The 17,857-nt window shown below is 71.4% G+C and carries 20 protein-coding genes; 7 read left to right on the plus strand and 13 right to left on the minus strand.

The features are described 5' to 3' along the window. Window positions 1–540 precede the first annotated feature (540 nt). A complete protein-coding gene (locus ACIHEI_RS35805; protein WP_387641857.1) occupies window positions 541–885 on the minus strand; it encodes a hypothetical protein in 345 nt (114 codons plus the stop codon). Window positions 886–980: 95 nt separating this feature from the next. Here ACIHEI_RS35805 and ligA point away from each other — a divergent pair, with 95 nt between their 5' ends. Next, window positions 981–3,011: an NAD-dependent DNA ligase LigA gene (ligA, locus tag ACIHEI_RS35810; protein WP_396609724.1), complete on the plus strand. Its 2,031-nt coding sequence runs from the start codon at window positions 981–983 to the stop codon at window positions 3,009–3,011. 32 nt (window positions 3,012–3,043) lie between these two features. Here the strand turns inward: ligA and ACIHEI_RS35815 are convergent, their stop codons facing one another. From ACIHEI_RS35815 to ACIHEI_RS35830, 4 genes are read right to left on the minus strand one after another with little or no spacing between them, the layout of a single operon-like run. Beyond that, a complete protein-coding gene (locus ACIHEI_RS35815; RefSeq protein WP_396609725.1) occupies window positions 3,044–3,745 on the minus strand; it encodes a TSUP family transporter in 702 nt (233 codons plus the stop codon). Next, window positions 3,742–5,277, minus strand: a complete 1,536-nt coding sequence (locus ACIHEI_RS35820; RefSeq protein ID WP_396609726.1) for an MFS transporter — start codon at window positions 5,275–5,277, stop codon at window positions 3,742–3,744. Before ACIHEI_RS35820 ends, ACIHEI_RS35815 begins: the two co-directional genes overlap by 4 nt. Then, entirely contained in the window at window positions 5,274–6,119 is an 846-nt protein-coding gene (locus ACIHEI_RS35825; protein ID WP_396609727.1) for an SDR family NAD(P)-dependent oxidoreductase, read from the minus strand. Before ACIHEI_RS35825 ends, ACIHEI_RS35820 begins: the two co-directional genes overlap by 4 nt. After that, window positions 6,116–7,477, minus strand: a complete 1,362-nt coding sequence (locus ACIHEI_RS35830; protein WP_396609728.1) for a flavin-containing monooxygenase — start codon at window positions 7,475–7,477, stop codon at window positions 6,116–6,118. Before ACIHEI_RS35830 ends, ACIHEI_RS35825 begins: the two co-directional genes overlap by 4 nt. Window positions 7,478–7,610: 133 nt before the next feature. Here ACIHEI_RS35830 and ACIHEI_RS35835 point away from each other — a divergent pair, with 133 nt between their 5' ends. Next, window positions 7,611–8,246 (plus strand): TetR/AcrR family transcriptional regulator, encoded by a 636-nt coding sequence (locus ACIHEI_RS35835; protein WP_396609729.1) that lies wholly within the window; start codon window positions 7,611–7,613, stop codon window positions 8,244–8,246. A gap of 19 nt (window positions 8,247–8,265) precedes the next feature. Here the strand turns inward: ACIHEI_RS35835 and ACIHEI_RS35840 are convergent, their stop codons facing one another. Further along, the gene (locus ACIHEI_RS35840; RefSeq protein ID WP_396609730.1) at window positions 8,266–8,706 is read right to left on the minus strand and encodes a hypothetical protein; all 441 of its coding nucleotides are present in this window, start codon (window positions 8,704–8,706) and stop codon (window positions 8,266–8,268) included. Window positions 8,707–8,774: 68 nt separating this feature from the next. Between ACIHEI_RS35840 and ACIHEI_RS35845 the strand changes: the two genes are divergently transcribed. Beyond that, on the plus strand, window positions 8,775–9,368 hold the full coding sequence (locus ACIHEI_RS35845; RefSeq protein WP_396609731.1) for a TetR/AcrR family transcriptional regulator: 594 nt from the start codon (window positions 8,775–8,777) through the stop codon (window positions 9,366–9,368). A 448-nt stretch (window positions 9,369–9,816) separates the two neighbouring features. Here the strand turns inward: ACIHEI_RS35845 and ACIHEI_RS35850 are convergent, their stop codons facing one another. The 5 genes from ACIHEI_RS35850 to ACIHEI_RS35870 form a co-directional block, all read right to left on the minus strand. Beyond that, window positions 9,817–11,055, minus strand: coding sequence for a tetratricopeptide repeat protein (locus ACIHEI_RS35850; RefSeq protein ID WP_396609732.1), 1,239 nt, complete (start codon window positions 11,053–11,055; stop codon window positions 9,817–9,819). Window positions 11,056–11,092: 37 nt separating this feature from the next. After that, on the minus strand, window positions 11,093–12,019 hold the full coding sequence (locus tag ACIHEI_RS35855; RefSeq protein WP_396609733.1) for a hypothetical protein: 927 nt from the start codon (window positions 12,017–12,019) through the stop codon (window positions 11,093–11,095). A 124-nt stretch (window positions 12,020–12,143) separates the two neighbouring features. Beyond that, a complete protein-coding gene (locus tag ACIHEI_RS35860; RefSeq protein ID WP_396609734.1) occupies window positions 12,144–12,314 on the minus strand; it encodes a hypothetical protein in 171 nt (56 codons plus the stop codon). 308 nt (window positions 12,315–12,622) lie between these two features. Then, window positions 12,623–12,868, minus strand: a complete 246-nt coding sequence (locus tag ACIHEI_RS35865; protein ID WP_396609735.1) for a hypothetical protein — start codon at window positions 12,866–12,868, stop codon at window positions 12,623–12,625. Further along, entirely contained in the window at window positions 12,865–13,062 is a 198-nt protein-coding gene (locus ACIHEI_RS35870; protein ID WP_396609736.1) for a hypothetical protein, read from the minus strand. The genes ACIHEI_RS35865 and ACIHEI_RS35870 overlap by 4 nt, the downstream gene beginning before the upstream one ends. Before the next feature lie 646 nt (window positions 13,063–13,708). Between ACIHEI_RS35870 and ACIHEI_RS35875 the strand changes: the two genes are divergently transcribed. Together ACIHEI_RS35875 and ACIHEI_RS35880 are read left to right on the plus strand one after the other, a co-directional pair. Further along, window positions 13,709–14,821: a helix-turn-helix domain-containing protein gene (locus tag ACIHEI_RS35875; protein WP_396609737.1), complete on the plus strand. Its 1,113-nt coding sequence runs from the start codon at window positions 13,709–13,711 to the stop codon at window positions 14,819–14,821. After that, complete coding sequence (locus ACIHEI_RS35880) at window positions 14,818–15,393, plus strand: HD family hydrolase (protein ID WP_396609738.1); 576 nt, start codon at window positions 14,818–14,820, stop codon at window positions 15,391–15,393. Before ACIHEI_RS35875 ends, ACIHEI_RS35880 begins: the two co-directional genes overlap by 4 nt. A 108-nt stretch (window positions 15,394–15,501) precedes the next feature. Here the strand turns inward: ACIHEI_RS35880 and ACIHEI_RS35885 are convergent, their stop codons facing one another. Further along, entirely contained in the window at window positions 15,502–16,086 is a 585-nt protein-coding gene (locus tag ACIHEI_RS35885; RefSeq protein ID WP_396609739.1) for a hypothetical protein, read from the minus strand. Between the two features lie 251 nt (window positions 16,087–16,337). On the opposite strand from ACIHEI_RS35885, the gene ACIHEI_RS35890 reads away from it, so the two are divergent. Then, the gene (locus ACIHEI_RS35890) at window positions 16,338–16,733 is read left to right on the plus strand and encodes a hypothetical protein (RefSeq protein ID WP_396609740.1); all 396 of its coding nucleotides are present in this window, start codon (window positions 16,338–16,340) and stop codon (window positions 16,731–16,733) included. A gap of 166 nt (window positions 16,734–16,899) precedes the next feature. Continuing rightward, the gene (locus ACIHEI_RS35895; RefSeq protein ID WP_396609741.1) at window positions 16,900–17,208 is read left to right on the plus strand and encodes a hypothetical protein; all 309 of its coding nucleotides are present in this window, start codon (window positions 16,900–16,902) and stop codon (window positions 17,206–17,208) included. Window positions 17,209–17,234: 26 nt separating this feature from the next. Here ACIHEI_RS35895 and ACIHEI_RS35900 read toward each other — a convergent pair whose 3' ends face one another. Next, window positions 17,235–17,675 (minus strand): hypothetical protein, encoded by a 441-nt coding sequence (locus ACIHEI_RS35900; protein ID WP_396609742.1) that lies wholly within the window; start codon window positions 17,673–17,675, stop codon window positions 17,235–17,237. Window positions 17,676–17,857 lie beyond the last annotated feature (182 nt).

The raw sequence follows: 17,857 nt of genomic DNA on the forward strand, positions 1-17,857 counted from the left end.
GCCCGCCCCGGCTTGCACCGGTCGGGTGACGCGGACGCCGACTCCTCGAACCAGAGGACCAGCCGGACGTTCCGGTCACCGTGAACTCGCGCGAGGGCGCGCATGACGGTCCACACCGGCTGCCACGGGCCGTCGGGCGGGGCCGGCGTCGCGGCGGCGGGCGCGTTCGGCGCGGAAGACGGTGCTGCCGGTGCGCCATTCGGTGCCCTCGGCCCACAACTCACCGATGCGGGCGGGGTCGACGCGCCGGGTGTCGGTGCCGCTTGCCCGTGCGAAGCCCGGCTCCCGTCCTCGCGGTGCAGCAACTGCAAGGCGCCGTCCGGGGGTTGCCGGTACCGGGCGATGCCGGTGGCGCGGGGGACGGCCGGTTCGCCCCAGTCGGTGGCGAGGATCTCGTTCCAGCCCAGCCAGCCGGCGCACCTTGTGCGGCATCCACGGATCCGTGAACGGTCGTTCCCGCAGCCCGATTGCCCCCGGCCGCCTCGTCGCGTCAATTCGCTTTCGTCCGACCGCCGTTGAGGTCCGGTGACCGAAGAGCGTTCAGTCCCGGCTCACCCGCACGCCGCCCACCAGCCCCCAGGCCGCGACGTGCACCGTCGGGCCGCCGGCGACGGTCGGGCCGTCGTCGCTGACGCCGCCGAGGCGGATGCCGGTGACCTTGACGCGGACTTCGGGGCGGACCCGGAGGTGGACGCCGCCGACCAGGCTGAGCTTGGTGATGCGGAGTTCGGCGCCGTCGGGGATGTCGACCTCGGTGAGGTCGATGTCGGCGCCGCCGACCAGGGAGGCCGTCAGGGTGCGGGCGTGGATCTCGGCGCCTTCGAGGCGGGTGCCGCCGACCAGGCTGATGTGCACGTCGGTGGTGTCGTTCCCCGTGTTGGTCATGGCCGTCACCTTAGGGACTGCGGGGCGACCGACGGAAGTGCCGGGCCGGACACGCGTCCGTCCCGAATGTCAGTGCGAGACGAGACGATGCGGGCATGAACGACACCGCTCTGCTCTCCGCCGGCGACTACGCCGATGCCGTCGCCTACGCCGTCGAGGCCGCGGCCGCCTACTACGGCGACGGGTCCACCTCGCTGGGCGACGACGAGTACGACGCCCTGCTGCGGGCGATCGCCGGGTACGAGGAGGCGCACCCGGACGAGGTGCTGCCGCAGTCGCCGACCGGCAAGGTGGCCGGTGGCGCGGCGCAGGGCGATGTGCCGCACAGCGTGCCGATGCTGTCGCTGGACAACGTCTTCTCGGAAGAGGAACTCGCCGACTGGGCGGCCGGGTTGGAGCGCCGGCTGGGCCGCCCGGTGGCGGCCTGGTGCGTGGAGCCGAAGCTGGACGGGCTGGCCGTCGCGGCCCGCTACCGGGCGGGCCGGCTGCACCGGCTGATCACGCGCGGCGACGGCCTGGCGGGCGAGGAGATCAGCCACGCGGCGGGCGACGTGCTGGGCCTGCCGGCCGTCCTGACCGAGCCGGTGGACGTCGAGCTGCGCGGTGAAGTGCTGTTCACCCGCGAGCAGTTCGACCGCGCCAACGAGGTCCGCACCGCGCACGGCGCGCCCCCGTTCGCCAACCCGCGCAACGGCGCGGCCGGCACCCTGCGGGCCAAGGACCGCCCGTACCGGGTGGAGTTGACGTTCTTCGCGTACGGCGCGGTCGGCTTCGACGACGGCCTGGCGCACAGCGCGCTGCTGGCCCGGCTGGCCGAGCTGGGGGCGAACACGGCGGCGAGCACGGACGCGGCGCCGGTGCGCTGCGTGACGGTCGATCAGGTGCAGGAGCGGGTGGCGCAGATCGCGGCGCTGCGGGCGGCGCTGCCGTTCGGCATCGACGGCGTGGTGATCAAGGCGGACGAGGCTGCGGACCAGCGCGAGGCGGGCAGCGGTTCGCGGGCGCCGCGCTGGGCCGTGGCCCGCAAGCTGGCGGCCGAGCACAAGGTGACCACGCTGCTCGGCGTGGAGTGGAACGTGGGCCGTACCGGCATCATCGCGCCGCGGGCGGTGCTGGAGCCGGTGGTGATCGACGGCGTGACGGTGACGTACGCGACGCTGCACAACCCGGCCGACATCGAGCGGCGCGGGCTGATGCTGGGTGACCGGGTCTTCGTGCACCGCGCGGGGGATGTCATTCCGCGGGTGGAGGCGCCGCTGGTGGACCAGCGCACCGGCGCGGAGCGGCCGATCGTCTTCCCGGAGGCGTGCCCGCGCTGCGGCGAGGCGATCGACACCAGCGAGCAGCGCTGGCGGTGCGTCCGGGGCCGCAACTGTCAGGCGGTGGCGTCGATCATCTACGCGGCGGGCCGCGACCAGTTGGACATCGAGGGTCTGGGTTCGACCCGCGCGGTACAGCTGGTGGAGGCGGGCCTGGTGGCGGATCTGGCGGACGTGTTCACGCTGACGCGGGAGCAGCTGCTGGCGCTGGAGCGGATGGGCGAGACGTCCACGGACAATCTGCTGGCGGCGATCGGGACCGCCCGCAGCCAGCCGCTGCACCGGGTGTTCTGCGCGCTCGGCATTCGCGGCACCGGCCGCAGCATGTCGCGCCGGATCGCCGCGCACTTCGGTTCGATGGCGGCGATCCGCGCGGCGGACGCGGACACGCTGGCGGCGGTGGACGGCATCGGCCCGGAGAAGGCCCGCCTGCTGGTGACCGAACTCGCCGAGCTGTCCGGCCTGTTGGACCGGCTGGCCGCCGAGGGCGTGGGCACGGCCGTCACCGAGCCGCAGGCCCCGGCGGCCACCGAATCCGCCGATGGGGGTGCGCTGGCGGGCCAGACGATGGTGGTCACCGGCAGCATGACGGGCCCGCTGGCGGAGCTGTCGCGCAACGAGATGAACGAGCTGATCGAGCGGGCCGGCGGCAAGTCCTCGTCCTCGGTCTCCAAGCGCACCACGCTGCTGGTGGCGGGCGAGAAGGCGGGATCGAAGCGGGCGAAGGCGGAGGAGCTGGGCATCCGGATCGTCTCCCCGGACGAGTTCGCCGCCCTGGTCGCGGAGCACCTGCCGCAGCAGGGCTGAGATCGGGCCGCCACCGTGTCACGCGGCGGCCCTCACAGCGCGGTGGCGATCAGGGCGATCGCGCCGACGCAGGACACGGCGAGCACCCCGTTGCGGGTGGCGGCGAGGGACAGGCGCGGGGAGAGTGCCATGCCGGTGGCCGCGCCGACGGCGAGGGCGGCCACGGCGGGCCAGGACGGCAGGACGAAGCCGACGACGGCGACGGTGGCCACGTTCTGCACCAGGAAGAAGGCGTGCAGGGTTGCTCTGGCCTGCCTCGGGGGCCAGCCCGCGTTGGCGGCGTACAGGCCGATCGGGGGGCCGCCGACGCCGCCGATGACGTTCAGTCCGGCGCTGGCGAGGCCGCTGATCCAGGCGCCGGCCGGGCGTTGCAGGAACGCCGAACGCAGCCCGCAGGCGAGCAGTGTGACGCCGGCCAGCACGCCGGCGCCGGCGGCGATGGCGAGCAGCCGAGTGTCGACGCCGCCGAGCAGCCAGGCGGCGACGGGGGTGCCGAGCAGGGTGGGCACCAGCAGGCGGCCGGTGTCCCGGGGGCGGATGTGCCGCCAGTCCCGGGACAGCGGCAGCAGCGAGGCGAGCAGGGCGAGCGCCAGCACGGTGGCGACGCCGCGGTGCGGGCCGAGCGCGGCGATCAGGGCGGGCGCGGAGATCAGCGAGAACCCCATGCCGGTGGCGGCCTGGGCGAACGCGCCGAGGGCGACGGCCGCCACGGCGAGGGTGTCGGGTCCGGTCATGGGGTGCGGTCCAGGGTGCAGCGGCGCTGGAACCACAGGGCGACGGCCATCAGCGCGGCGGGCAGGACGGTGAAGCCGAGCAGCAGCGCGTTCAGGGCTGTGCCGCTCTGTGCGGTGGTGTGGCCGCCGGTGCTGGAGACGAAGCCGCCGAGGGCGAGCGCGGCAGAGTACAGGTAGGGGCCCACGGCGGTGCCGGTGGCCTCGGTGGCGGTCCACACGCCGGTGTAAGCGCCGGCCTTGGACGAGCCGGCGGCATTAACGGCATTGACGGCGTTCACGGCGTCGGACGAGCCGACGGCATTGACGGCATTGGCGGCATTGACGGCATCGGACGAGCCGGCGGCATTGACGGCATCGGACAGCATGGAGAACGCGAAGAGTTGCAGGCCGGAGAAGGCGATGCCCATGGCCATCACGACGACGGCGGTGAGCGCGGTGCCGACCCCGCCGGCCAGCAGGGCGCCGGGCAGCAGGGCGAGCGAGCCGGTGGCGAACACGGCCTGGGAGAGCAGCAGTCCGCGCTGTTTGCCGATCCGTCGCGACCAGGCGGTCCAGGCGGGTCCGGCGAACATCGCGGGGCCGAGGAACAGGCCCATGAACAGCGCCGTCAACTTGGCGTTGTGGAACAGGTACTGGGTGACGTAGGGCAGCGCGGCCAGGAACAGATGGGTTGTTGTGCCGGTGAACAGGTAGGAGGCCACCAGGGCGCGGAAGTTGCGGTCCTGGCGGGCGATCCGCAGGTCGGCGAGGGTGGAGTGGCCGGCCCGCGGGTCGGGCGGGCGGAAGCCGCAGGCGTCGGTGAGGCCGCGGACGCCGCGCAGTGCGACGGCGGCGGAGGCGGTCATCGCGACGGCCAGCAGCAGGGCCATCCGGGTGTAGTCGCCGCGGCCGCCGCCGGCCGCGAGGGCGGGGGCGGCGACGCCGGCGCCGAGCAGGCCGATCGTCAGCAGGGCCATCCGGAACATGAAGACCCGGGTGCGCTCGTGGTAGCCGACGAGCAGGTCGGAGGGGGTGGTGAGGTAGGGCACCTGGAAGGCGGCGAACAGCAGGTTGCCGATGATCAGCCAGCCACCGACCCACAACGCGGCTGGTGCGCCGGCGAGTTGGCCCGGGACGGTGAACATGGCGGCCATCGCGAGGCCGAGCAGCAGTCCGGTGCGCATCATCCGGCGGCGGTGGCCGTGGACGCGGGCCTGCCGGTCGGAGCGGGAGCCGAGCAGCGGGTGGACGACGATGTCGACGATCTTGGGCAGCAGCAGGGCGAGGCCGGCCACGGCGGCGGGGACGCCGAGCACGTCGGTGAGGAAGTAGAGCAGCAGCAGGCCGGGCACGGTGACCCAGACGCCCATTCCGACGGAGCCGGTGGCGTACAGGGTGAGGGTGCGGCGGCCGGCTCTGGGCGACGGCGGGGCCTGCTCCGGTCGGGCCGGCGACGGCGGGGCCTGCTCCGGTCGGGCCGGCGACGGCGGGGCCTGCTCCGGTCGGGCCGGCGACGGCGGGGCCTGCTCCGGTCGGGCGTGGGGGTCCGTCACGGGGTGCTCCGGTGGCGGGCGGCGACGCCGGCGGCGAGCGGGGCGTCGTCGAAGGCGCCGGCGGCGGCGCGCTTGGCGAGGGTGCCGGTGACGATCCGGTCAGTGAGCGCGGGCAGGTGGCGGGCGAGGAAGAACTCGACGGCGCCCTTGCGGGTGGTGGGCAGGTCGCGGCGGGCCCGGACGGCGAGCGCGGCGCGTTCGATGGTGTCGAGGACGCCGTCCAGCGGCTCGTAGACGCTCATGCCGTCGAGGGAGAGTCCGGCGGCCTTGGTGGAGTCGTGGATGGGGCTGCGCACGGCGGACGGGTAGACGCAGGTGACGGTGACGTGGGTGCCGAGTTCGAGGCGCAGCGCGTCGGCGTAGGCGACCATGGCGCGCTTGGAGGCGCCGTAGGCGGCGGCGAGCGGGAGCTGCATGACGGCCATCCGGGAGGTGACCATGACGACCCGGCCGCGGGCGGCGACGAGGGCGTCCACGCAGGCGGCGGTGGTGCGCCAGGTGCCGAGCAGGTTGATCTCCAGCTGGCGGCGGACTTCGTCGCCGGGGGCGAGTTCGGCGGGGGCGGGGCCGCCGATGCCGGCGTTGTTGACCAGGATGTCGAGGCCGCCGAGGGTGTCGAGGGCTTCGGCGACGGCGGTGGTGACGCTGGCGCCGTCGGTGATGTCGCAGCGCAGCACGGTGAACGGTTCGTCGCCGGTGGGGCGCAGGTCGAGGCCGATGACGTGGGCGCCGGCCCGGGTGAGGCGCTCGCCGAGGGAGCGGCCGATGGTGCCGGAGGCGCCGGTGATCAGTACGCGGCGGCCCCGCGGGTCCTGACGGCGATCGAACAGTCGGAGCGTCATATCGCTGCCTTCGTGGTGGAGTTGGGGCGGGCAACGGCTCGGCGGGCGACGGCTCGGCGGGCACCGGCCCGCAGTTCGCGGGGCACGGCGGCGGTGTACTGGTCGAAGTCGATCCGCATCATCGGCCGCTTGGCGCCCCAGCGGCGGACGGCGGCGGCGTGCATGCGCTGGACGTGCGCGCGCTGCTGCTCGGGCGTGGGCAGCGCGTAGCGGCCGGCCAGGTGGGCGGCGACCAGCTTGCCCTGGGCCTCGACGACGGGGAGCGCGGCACCGGTGGACTGCATCAGGCCGACGAAGCTCAGCGTGGGGTCGTCGAGGTGGAAGACCCGCTGGTAGAGCGGCAGTTCCTCGGGGTCGTCGCCGGTCCAGCGCTCGTCCAGGAACGGGATGGTGACGTGGTAGCCGGTGGCCCAGACGATCACGTCGACCCGGTCGGCGGTGCCGTCGGTGAACAGCACCCGGTTGCCGTCGAGCCGTTCGATGCCGGGACGGGCCTCGACCTCGCCGTGGGTGAGGCGGTGCAGGATGGTGTCGCTGATCGTGGGGTGGTTCTGGAACAGCCCGCCGGCCGGCTTAGGCAGGCCGTACCGCTCGGGCGTGCCGACGGCGAGCCGCAGCACGGTCTGCGCGACGGCCTGCCGGATCCGCCAGGGCAGCACGGACAGCGCGCCGCCGGTGGCGTCGGACGGGCGGCCGAACAGGTACTTGGGCACGATGTGGCTGCCGTGCCGGGCGGAGAGCAGCACCGGCCCGTGCGAGACGTGCGAGGCGTCGACGGCGATGTCCATCGCGCTGTTGCCCATGCCGACGACCAGCACCCGGCGGCCCTTGTACGTGTCGGCGCTGTGGTGGTCGTGGGCGTGCATCTGGGTGCCGTCGAAGTGGCCGGGGTAGCCGGGGCTGGGCCATTTCGGTTCGCGGTTGTGGCCGTTGGCGACCACCACGGCGCCGAACTTCTCAATCCCGGCTGCCTGTTCGGCGCCGGCCGCCGTCTCGACCTCCCAGTGGGTGTCGGCGCGGCGGACGGCGGTGACGTCGGTGTGGAACCGGACCCGCTCGGTGACGCCGAACCGGTGGGCGTACTCGGCGAGGTAGCCGGCCACCCGGGCGGCCGACGGGTAGTCGGGCCAGTGCTCGGGCATCGGGTGGTCGACGAACTGGGTACGGCCCTTGCTGGTGTTCAGGTGCAGGCTGTCGTACGACGGTGACGTCCCGGCGCTGTCGTCGCCCGCCCACAGGCCGCCGACCCGGTCGCCGCGTTCCAGCACGGTGACGTCCAGGTCGTGGTCGAGCAGCGCCTTGGCCGTGGCGAGCCCGGCCGCGCCGGCACCGATCACCGCCACCTTCGTGGAGCCCATGACCGGGCCCTCCTCTCCGTGGAAGGCGCTCATTCAATCGAATGATGGAGGAATGGGCAATGCTCCGTGACCTGCGACTTTTCGCTCCGTCATGTGATTGAAACCGGCACTCCGTCTCGGGTAGCCTCGGCCCATGAGCACCCGGTCCGACGACGGTCCCCGCGAACGCATCCTGGCGACCGCCACCCGACTGTTCGCCGAGCGCGGCTACGACGCCACCAGTACCCGGGCGATCGGCGACGCGGTCGGGCTGAACATCGCCACCGTCGCCTACCACGTGGGCGCGAAGCCGGAGTTGTACCGCGAGGTGATGCGCCGGGCCCATCTCGCCCAGCGCGAGGTGGTGACCGCCGCCGTCCGCCAGCTGCACACCTGCGGCCCGTCCCCCGAGGAGACCAGGGCGGCGCTGCTCGCCTTCGTCGACGCCTACCTGTCGTTCTGCCTGAGCCACCCCGAGGTGCCGGCGCTGTGGATGCGCCGCTGGCTGGCCGAGGGCTCCGACCTGGCCGACATCGAGACCGAGTTCGCCGGTCCGCTGGTCGCCGAGGTCGCCGCCGCCGTCCGCGAGGTGCTCGCCCGGGCCGGCCTCGGCGCCGGGGTGGACGTCGAGATGCTGGTCTTCACCATCGTCTGGACGTCCCACTCCTTCGGCCAGGCCGGCGTCATCGACCCGGCCGGCCGCCGCCTCGGCCCGCTCGACCTGCCGGTCCTCGACCGTTTCCGGCACCACCTGCACACGGTGGTCACGGGCGTTCTCGACCAGTCCTGACGGCCGCTTTGAGGATGCCTCAGCTCTCTTCGGCTCGGCTCTCCACGGCTCGGCTCTCCTCGACTCGGCTCACCTTGACTCGGCTCTCCTCGACTCGGCTCTCCTCGGCGCGGGCCAGCACCGCCGCGAACACCAGTGGCGCGAGGGCCTGGTAGCCGATCCACACCTCGCCACCCGCGCTGCTGCCGCCGTGCGCCAGCAGCAGCCCGGCGGCGGCGGTCAGCACCCAGCCGGCGTCGTAGCCGATCATCAGCCGGGTGTAGGTGCGGGCCGGCCGCCGCCGCACGAAGCGGATCTCGGCCGCGCCGCAGATCAGCAGGGCCACCGCGCAGACGATCATCAGCCATGGCGCGACGCCGAGTTGGCCGCCGACCTGCACGGCCCCGAGTCCGGACACCGCCGCCAGCAGCACCTTGAAGGCGCCGTCGGCCACGATCCCCACCGTCCTGTTCCTCGCCATGCGCGTTCCCCTCCCCTGAGTGTCTCAGTTTCCCGTAACAAGATTACGGTAATAATCAGACTATGCGAATGACGAGGGCCGAGGCCAAGGAACGCAACCGCCGGGCACTGCTGGACGCCGCCCTCCAGCTGGTATCCCGGGACGGCTACCGCGCGAAGCTGGACGAGATCGCCGCGCTGGCCGGGGTGACCACCGGGGCGGTGTACTCGCTGTTCGGCAGCAAGAACGGCCTGGTGGTGGCCGTGGTCGCGGACCACCTGGGCCCGCACTACGCCGAACTCGAACAGGCCCTGCCGCGCGAACTCGACCTGCCGGCGGCGGTCGACGCCTTCGCCCGCCACTACCGCCGCAGCTGCGACCGCCCCGACGCGATGGCCGCACTGTCCCTGCAGGTGACGCTGCTGGACATGGCGGTGCACGACACCGACCTGCGCACCCGGCTGGCCGAGTCGGTGCGGGCCCAGGAGGCGCAGCTGGTGGAGCTGTTCGCCGGACGCGCGCTCGCCGGTGGCACGGTGACGGCGGATCGGGCGCAGCGCCTGGTCACCGCGCTGCGGGCGCTGTTCGTCGGGCTCACCCAGGGCGTGCTGCTGGGTCTGCACGACACGGCCGACGAGCAGTTCTTCGTGGATGCCGCGCGGGCGCTGACCCAACTCGCCTGACCGGCCTCGGCTTTCGCTGAACCCCCACCCTGAAACCCCTAACGCATCGCGCACCATCCACCGTCCACCCACGCCCCGGCCGCCGGGCATCCGCGCCGCCGGCTGCTGCTCGGGGTGCTCTGCCTGGCCCAGTTCATGCTGATCGTGGACGTGGCCAGATTCGTTTACACGTAGGTGGGGGAATCACCGCGTACGGCAGCGGAGCCGGGCCACCCGTCGCGGTGCAGGAACTCCCCGAGGCGGGCCCGGGGGCTCACCATCACCACCTCGCGGTGCGGGGCGGGAGCGAGATCAGCTCCCACGACCGGGGTGCGCCGAGTTGTGTCAGGTCGTCGCGCTCGATGGGCAAGCACGACTCGACCAGCCGGTCATGCAGCCACTTCGCGTCACAGCCGTGGCCCGTGCAAGAACGTCGAGATCGCCCCCCGCGCGAGCCGTGCTCCAAGCCTCACGGCCGGGGCGGCGGCGGGAGGTTTGCGGGCGTGCGGGAGGCTCGGTCGCGCGCACGGAAGCCGAAGCTGATGAGGGTGACGCTCTCGCTGGCACTGACAGGTGTCCGGCCGTGGGGCGTGAGTGCGCCGTCGAAGACGACGCAGTCACCTGCGGCCAGATCGCATTCGAGGTAGCCGTCGGCGGTGATGAAGACGGTGGAGCTGGGCGTGGCGGTACCGCTGGGGCGGTCGTGCTTGAGGCACAGGATCAGGTTGACCTCGCCGAAGCCGAACTCGTCGACGTGGAAGTCGAGGAACTGCCCGTCTTCCAGGTACGCGATGTAGACGCCGGTGTGCGGCTGCTCGACCTCCAGGCCCGTGGACCGGGCCACGACGGCGGCGAGGTCGACGTGGTCGGCGAAGCGGGTCGCCGCGTCGCCGACGGGCGCGTTCCACTTGCCGTTGTGGAGGTATCCGGCGGTGGCAAGGGCGTTCTCGGCCTCCTGCGCCATCGCGGCGATCGGCTCGGCGGCGAACGACTGGTCGCGCAGGTGGCGGAGGAGGCGCGGGTGCGCGCGCTGGTGCGCGGTGATTCCTCGCACGGCGCCCTGGAGGCCGGGGAAGTTCTCCGCCCATCGGGCCGGCGTCCGGGCGGTGGTGCGGGACTGGATCCAGGCGGTCCACCCGGCACTCCACCCGTGCGGTGCCGGGGAGTTGGGGTTGGCCCGGCCGAGCAGCAGCGCGACCCGGTCGAGTGCGGCCTGCGTGGACTCGACCAGCTCCGCGTTGCCCTTGGCAATCCGCAGCCGCAGCGCCTCTTGCAGGTGGGCCAACGCCCCCGCGTGGTCGCCGAGTTCCATCAGGTGCTTGCCGAAGTGCTGGTGTGCGAAGTCGAGGAGTTCCGGGTGCCGGCTTCGCGCGGTGGCCAGTGCGCTGCGGTAGAGGGCGTCCGCGGCCTGTGTGTCGCCGGCGTAGCGGTGGGCGTCGCCGAGGTTGATCCCGGAGGCGACGACGGATCGGGTGTTGCCTGCGGTGGTGGCCATGTCGAGCGCCTGCCGCAGGAGTGCGCGGGCCTCGTCATGGTTGCCCAGGGTCATCTGGGCGATGCCGATCTCCCTGCTCAGGAACCGGGTCCGGGAGGGGTCGGTGGTGGCGTCCAACTCCTGGCGGAGCTGGTCGACGACAATGGTCAGCTCGTCCCGGTCGATGGGGACCATGCGCAGCTGGTCGTCCTGGGTGATGAGGTGCTGGAGCACGGGGCCTTCCCTCGTTCGGTTTGCGCTCAGCGTCGCACTACAGCTGGTCGGTCCGGTGGCGCAGGTCGGCCAGCAGCTCCACCCCGTGGGGGGAGAAGTGCTCGCCCAACAGCTCCAGTTCGCGCATGAGGTAGCGGACGGCCGGCAGTCCCTCGTCGTAGGCGTCCTGGAAGCGCGCGCGCTCGTCGGCGGTCAGGTCGTCGCGGTCCAGTTCGGTCCGGCGGAACCGCAGCAACTGGTTGTAGACGCAGGTCGCGTGGAACGCCCGGTCGATCTCCCAGAACTGGTTGCGGGCCTCGCCCTGCGTCGCGCGCCACCCGATCTCGATCCTGGGCGAGGTCCGGGAGGAGTAGCCGTCGGCGAACACCCGGTTCTGGAGGACGTGGAAGCTGATCGACTGGTGCGTTCCCTCGTGCAGCAGGTTCTCTGCCAGGAAGCGGGGCGACGGCTCGGGGCTGACGGTGTTCGGCGGGATGTGGTGCCGGGCCTTGTCGGAGAACACGATGACGTACGGGAGCGCCGGGTCGCTGGAACTGGTCAGCGAGGACGCGCGGACACCAGGCTTGAGGGCGACCCACAGCAGGCCGCGGACGAACTCGCGCACGCGGGCGAACCCTTCGGGGTGGATAAGCGACAGGCGGTCCAGGGCCTGGGTCAGCGTCGTGCGGCGCTCGTCGGTGTGCTGGACGAGCTCGTATTCTGTCAGGCTGAGTTCGTCGGCGATCTCGCGGGGAAGCTCGGCGTCGAACCAGTCGAAGGTCACGCCCGCCACGGTCACGGTGTCACTGCGCAGGACTCGGGCGTGCTCCGCGAAGGGAGTGCCGGACCGCACCAGGCGCTCCATCAGGGCGAACGGGAGCACGGGTTCGGCGCCCGCGTCACGGAGCCGGGTCAGGGCCGGGTCCTTGCGGGTGAGGTCGAAGAAGGAACCGGGCTCCACTCGGGTGGCAATCGTCGGCGACACGATGGTTCTCCTCTTGGTCGAGGCGTGCAGGTGACAGGTCGGGGAGGTGGCGGGCCGACCCGGTTGCGCATGCCGAGTCGGCCCGCCGTGCCGTCAGTCAGACGGCATCAGTTGGGAGTTGCGGTCAGCTCTCGGTTCCCGCCGGGGCGAAGTCGCCGTCCGGGACGGAGTGGTCCAGGCGCCGCGTCAGGGACGCGACGGTGGCCGGGGCGAAGTCGCCGTCCGGGACGGAGTGGTCCAGCCGCCGCGTCAGGGCGGTGACCTCCGGGTCGGGCGTGATGGTGGTGTCGCTCACGATGCCTCTCCAATCGGGTTGGCTCCGCTCGTCCAAGGTGGACGAGCCGTGGTACGGGGTGATGCAGACCCGGCCCGACGGACCCTTTCCAGCGGGCCGGGAACTCATGGGCGCCCAGCGGGCAAGGGTGAGGCTAGTAGCGGCCGGAGGCGATCAGCGCCGTCGCCAGCGCTATGAGCGCGAGCAGGGAAACCGTGTACGCGACGGCAAGCGGCCAGGGGTGGGGGCCTCGTGCGAGGCCCGCCCGGCGGTGTCCCCGCAGTCGTTCCGGCCGTCGTCCACGGCGTTCTCTCCTCGGGGCGTCACTGCTACGCCGGCCGCCGGTCGAGCGCGGCCCGCAGCGCGGCGCGGCGATGGGGTGTGCGGGCGCGGGCGATGCAGTCGTCGCAGATCGTGTGGAGCGTGCTGTCGTAGTTGCCGGGGGCGCGGAGCGTGGTGCCCGCGCAGACCAGTTTCTCCTGCCGGCAGACCCAGCACGTTCCCTGGCGGTAGCCGTCCGGCCGGTCCACCGCGTACTCGTCGCCCGCAAGGCGGAAGGGTCTCGGCGTGTTCACTCTGCGGGCTCCAACTCGGTCAGCAGGACCAGCTCCGGGTACACGGCGCGGGAGGAATCCCTGTTCACCCATGCATGGTTGGCGTGCTCGCCCGGGGTCTCCGCGACGGTGCCCGTCCAGCCGTCCTCGCAGTGCCAGACCGGGTCGCCCTCGACCACCTTCAGGCCCCGCTTCTGTCGGACGATCAGCGGCACCCCTGCGGGTAACGCAGTTGCGGCAGCGACACGAGCACCGCATGGCAGACTCCTGCACGATCTCGCCCAGGGACGGGGCCCGGCCGGCCGCGTTGGCCTTCCGATACTCGTCCAGCGGGTTCCAGCCCTTCGGGAGCTTGTACCGCTCGGCCTTCGACGGGCCGGTCTCGGGGTCGCGGTAGACCCTCGGGGTCTTGCGTCTCGTCATGGTGGTGTTCCCTCCGTCCCCGAGGCCGCCGTGGGGAGGCCGCTCCTCGGGACTCGTGCGACAGCCTGGGGTTTGTGGGATCAGGTGTCGCGGTCACTACGGATCTACCGGAAGCGCTCGCCGAGCGTGCCGACGGACGGCATGGTGCTGGTGGGCATGCTGGTCCTCCTGCTGGATGGTTGAGGCTGCCGCAGGGGGCTCTACGGCAGGACAGCACCGTCGTTCGCAGAAGACCGAGTTGGCACTAGGCTTCCGCTGTCACCGGCGATGCCGTAGTCATGACGTTACGGCCGGTGAAGACAGGGCTCGACGGACTGCCAGTACGAGTTACCTGGACGACCGAGGGCAGGGGGGGCAGAAATGGCTGGGCGGACACCACCGAGGCGCACCGAAACACTGACTGACAGTCCGTCCGAGGTCGTCAGGGTCCCCGAAGGGGTGATTTCCGGCTTCCTGTTCAAGGTCATCCGGGAACAGATCCCGAGAACTCAGGACGAGTTGGCCGTGGACCTGGGCATCGACAAGAGCACCGTCCAGGGCTGGGAGTCCGGCCGTCGGCCACTCTCCTCCACCCGAGCCGGGAACCTGGTGATGCTGCGCCGGAGGCTGATCCTGCTCGGCGCGCCAAGTGGGCTGGTCAACCTGATCAGCCTTGCCATGGACGCAGACTTCGTCCTCAGCGAGATACTGCGGTTCAGGCCCTCGAGGGCCGAAGTTCTGGAGCATCCACTGGCCGGGTGGGTGCTTACTCGCGACACCACGCACATGATCGGCTGGGCCGTCAGCGGGGTTCTGCCCGGTGCGGTGGCAGCCGAGTTGAGCATCCCTGCCGCCCGACGCGGGCCTGTCTCCACCGCGCCGCTTCTGGGGCAGGAAATGCGCGCGCGATTCTTCGACAACCTCCGGCATACCGCCGACCTGGTGGAGAGCGGAGGTGAGGAGACCGCGTTACTCCGAAGGCAGGTCTGGTACCTGTCCTCCTACGACCGGGCCCGCGATGTGGCCGAGTGGTTTGGGGGGATGCAGCGCCGAGGGCGGATCCCCTCGGCGGGCTCGGGATGGTCGCCCCGCTGGGCCGAGGCGCGTTCGGTCGCGGCGGCACTGGCGAGGAAGGGAGATCCCGAGTTGCTCCGGGACTTCATCGCCCGTTCGATCACCGACAATGACGACTTCGAAGCCGCGAACCTGAACTACTGGGCTCATTGGCTCGGGCTCGATTCACGTCCCCAGACCAGCGATGACTTCATGGCCGAGCAGGAGTGCCCCGCGTGGGACGCCTCCTCGCTGCTACGACAGTTCGCCATCCGGCTGGACCGTGCGGGCGAGTACACCGATCTGTACGTCCATTCGATCTGGGCACTCATGCTCACCCGCCGGGGCCTGGCCGACGCGGACCCCCGTACAGCCCGGGACCTGGCCGCACGAGTGTGCACGTTGTTGGACGGTGACGGTCTTTCAGGGCAGTCCCGCCGAGAGCTTGAGTCTGTGCACTACGGTCTGCGGGTAGGCGGATACAGCAACAACCGATCCAACAGCGAAGGACAACAATGACGGACGACAAGCAGGCGAAGGGCACCGCTGGCTACCTGTTCGAGGCGGGCATGCTCAAGCGGGCGAAGCGCTCCGGCTGGTGGATCGCTGGGGTCAAAGACCCCGAGACGATCGCCGAACATTCCTTCCGGACGGGCATCGTGGGCGCGGTGCTCGCGATGATGGAGGGGGCCGACCCGGCCAAGGTCGCCCTGCTGTGCCTCTTCCACGACACCCAGGAAACCCGGGTCAGCGATATCCCCCACATCAGCCGGCGCTACCTCACCGCGGCCTCGAACGAACGCGTGACCGCCGATCAGGTCAGCGCTGCTCATCCGGCTGTCGTTGCCGGAGTGCAGGCCATCGTGGAGGAGTACGAGAACGCCGAGAGCCTGGAGGTCGTCGTCGCCCATGACGCGGACAAGTTGGAGTGCCTGATCCAGGCAGTGGAGTACCGCGAGCAGGGCTATCAGAACGTCCAGCCGTGGATCGACAGCAGCCTCGGCAGCCTCAAGACCGAGTCGGCGCGCACCCTCGCCGAGGCGGCTCTGTCCATGACGTCCTTGGAGTGGCAGAAGGTCTACCTCGGCTGACCGCTCACCTCCCCCACCCCCACTTCCGACGGAGGTGGGGTGCTCCGCGTCTGGGCCTCACGCTCGGCCACGACGACGGGGGTGGGGCCCGGCGTCACCCGGTACTGCTCAAGCTCTTCCGGGGGCGGGAGCGGGACGGTGATGGACAGTTCGAACGGCGGCGACCTGGCGGGGTGAGGTAGCCCGAGCGGCCGGCGGCGGCTCCGACCCAGGCTCCAGCAGCGTTGCGGGGCATCCAGACGCCACCGTGTTTCTCCACGGGTGCCGATCTGTTCGCCGAGGCCGCGCACGACCCGGTAGTGCCCCTCGGCGGCCGTCGGGCAGCAGGTTGGCGGGGTGGATGGCCAGGGGTGTGTCCTTCCGTTCGGGCGGGTCGGGGTTGGGCCTGGTGCCCTCGGCCGACGGGGCTGGCCGGGCACGGGCGGGTGGTGGCCGCGGGGGTGGGGCCTGGCGCCCCTCGGCGGCCTGCTGCTCGGCGGTCTGCTTCAGCGGGGCCCACTCGGCTTCCTGGGCGGCCCATTCGTCCTCGGTGAGGGCGTCGCCGACGCACGCGGGTTCGGTGTGGTGGTGCCAGGTCTCCCAGTCCTGCTCGACCAGGCGTTCGGCCTCGGCCTGGGCGGCTTCGGGTGTGTCGGCTTCGACGGGCACCACGTGCACGGTGATGACGTCCACGGCGACGGTGTACTCGGGCATGCTGCTTGCTCTCCTGTGCTGCTCGGGGTGGGGCCCGGGGTCTGGCCGGGCCTCGGCACGGTCCGAAGGGCGGTCCGGGCCGCACCGGGGCCGGCCAGGCCTTGTCGCAGGGGTGGTGGGCGCCGGCTTGATCGCAACGGGTGAATTTCGGACGTGTTGTACGCAAATCCGACGGTACGTGGAATCTGTGGGTGTATAGACGAGTCCCGCTGAGCACCGGGGACTCCCCTCAGTGATAGAAGGAGACCTCAGTGGTCAAGCGCGCGGTGAAGTTTGCCCTCGTGGCAGCAGCGGCTGCGGGAATGCTGGTCAGCTCGGTCGGCTTTGCGGGAGCTGACGGCCCGGCAACGATGGACATCGTGTACGGCCCGATTGTCACGCTTCCCCCGTCGCCCGGCGGCGGCTACGCCGGTGAGGCAGCGGCCCAGGCCAAATGTCCGGCCGGAGAGGTCCTCACGGGCGGCGGAGCCGAGGTGAAGGCCGGAAACGCGTACGTCCAGCGCTACAACCTCGCGGCCAGCAGGCCCCTCGGCAACGAGACCTGGTGGGCGTACGCCACGAACAGCGACCCCACCAGCCCGGGCACCCTCCAGGCGTTCGCGGTCTGCGCGAAGGTGACCAACGTGAATGTGGTTCAGACTCCCTGACGTCCCCGTGACGTGACGACGAGGTGGTGCCCCTCTGGGGCGCTGCCTCCTCGTTCATCAGGCGGGCGCGGCTGGGCTCAGGAGTGACCACACGCAAGGGGTGGGGCCTGGTGTCAGCGGCGGACGGTCACGCGGCGAGCAACCGCGGTGCGCGGACGTCGGGTTCGTGGCCATTGCTGTAGCCGTCTACTACGGCACCGACAAGGGCCTCGACAGCAAGGGCCTGCTCTCGATCCCCACGCGCCCGGCCGCGCAGAACCGGGCGCTGATGATCGCCGCCGTGCACGGCACCAAGGCCGTCGTGTGGCACTACCCGAAGACGTCGATCATCGGCGCGGACTCGGTGACCATGGCCCCCGCCGCACTCGGCGAGATGCCGGTGAAGGCCACCGTCGTGGCCCTCAACCAGTCCGCTCCGCTCGGCACCGTCGCTCCGGTCTTCGACCTGGACGTCGGCCTCCAGGCCGCTGCCTGACCCGCCGCCGCAGTCGGCGCTTCGAGCTAACCGATTCGCGTGAGCGTGTATCGGTAGGTGATCTTGCCGTCGGCCGAGGCGGTCTTCTCGGCCGTCAGGCTCGCCTTGCCGTTGAAGTCGTTCGGGTCGGGACGGATCTCCTCGGTGACCTGAGCGATGCTGTCCTGGCCAAAGGTGTCATTCTCCACCAACCGCATCCTCAACCTGAAGGGTACGGACTGCTGCGGAGCGTCGTCATCGAAGTGGCGATGTGAGGACCGCTCCTTGGGGAGCTTGAAGAAGTCTCCGGCCCTCATGTCCGCTGTGGTGCTGTGAGTTCCCCCCAGGAAGTTTTGGACGGTGGGCTGCCACAAGGTCAGGTCGTCCAGCAGGATGGAGCCGCCGACCTCACCCACGTTGTCGTTGTCGCTGACGTCGTCGATCCGAACCCAGTCGAGCTTCAGCTCGTACTCCGTTACAACACTCATCTTCACTCCAGGAAGCACGTGTCCAGGGATGGCATAGTCCGAGCACCGACTTCGCGAACTCGGACAGGATTCCTCGTCGGCCTTGGCCTGAGCCCGGATTCACCGGCCAATTGCCGTTCCAGGGGCCGGACATGAAAACGGAGATGCCATCTGACCTGGGAGGATGTGACTTGTCTAGGGTT

Source organism: Kitasatospora sp. NPDC051984, from assembly GCF_044593455.1.
In the GTDB taxonomy this organism is placed as follows: domain Bacteria; phylum Actinomycetota; class Actinomycetes; order Streptomycetales; family Streptomycetaceae; genus Kitasatospora.

Bases quoted from the DNA above. Each gene is read 5' to 3' on its own strand.
- ACIHEI_RS35805 (WP_387641857.1), bottom strand. From the start codon at position 885: ATGACCAACACGGGGAACGACACCACCGACGTGCACATCAGCCTGGTC.
- ligA (WP_396609724.1), top strand. From the start codon at position 981: ATGAACGACACCGCTCTGCTCTCCGCCGGCGACTACGCCGATGCCGTC.
- ACIHEI_RS35815 (WP_396609725.1), bottom strand. From the start codon at position 3,745: ATGACCGGACCCGACACCCTCGCCGTGGCGGCCGTCGCCCTCGGCGCG.
- ACIHEI_RS35825 (WP_396609727.1), bottom strand. From the start codon at position 6,119: ATGACGCTCCGACTGTTCGATCGCCGTCAGGACCCGCGGGGCCGCCGC.
- ACIHEI_RS35830 (WP_396609728.1), bottom strand. From the start codon at position 7,477: ATGGGCTCCACGAAGGTGGCGGTGATCGGTGCCGGCGCGGCCGGGCTC.
- ACIHEI_RS35835 (WP_396609729.1), top strand. From the start codon at position 7,611: ATGAGCACCCGGTCCGACGACGGTCCCCGCGAACGCATCCTGGCGACC.
- ACIHEI_RS35840 (WP_396609730.1), bottom strand. From the start codon at position 8,706: ATGGCGAGGAACAGGACGGTGGGGATCGTGGCCGACGGCGCCTTCAAG.
- ACIHEI_RS35845 (WP_396609731.1), top strand. From the start codon at position 8,775: ATGACGAGGGCCGAGGCCAAGGAACGCAACCGCCGGGCACTGCTGGAC.
- ACIHEI_RS35880 (WP_396609738.1), top strand. From the start codon at position 14,818: ATGACGGACGACAAGCAGGCGAAGGGCACCGCTGGCTACCTGTTCGAG.
- ACIHEI_RS35885 (WP_396609739.1), bottom strand. From the start codon at position 16,086: ATGCCCGAGTACACCGTCGCCGTGGACGTCATCACCGTGCACGTGGTG.
- ACIHEI_RS35900 (WP_396609742.1), bottom strand. From the start codon at position 17,675: ATGAGTGTTGTAACGGAGTACGAGCTGAAGCTCGACTGGGTTCGGATC.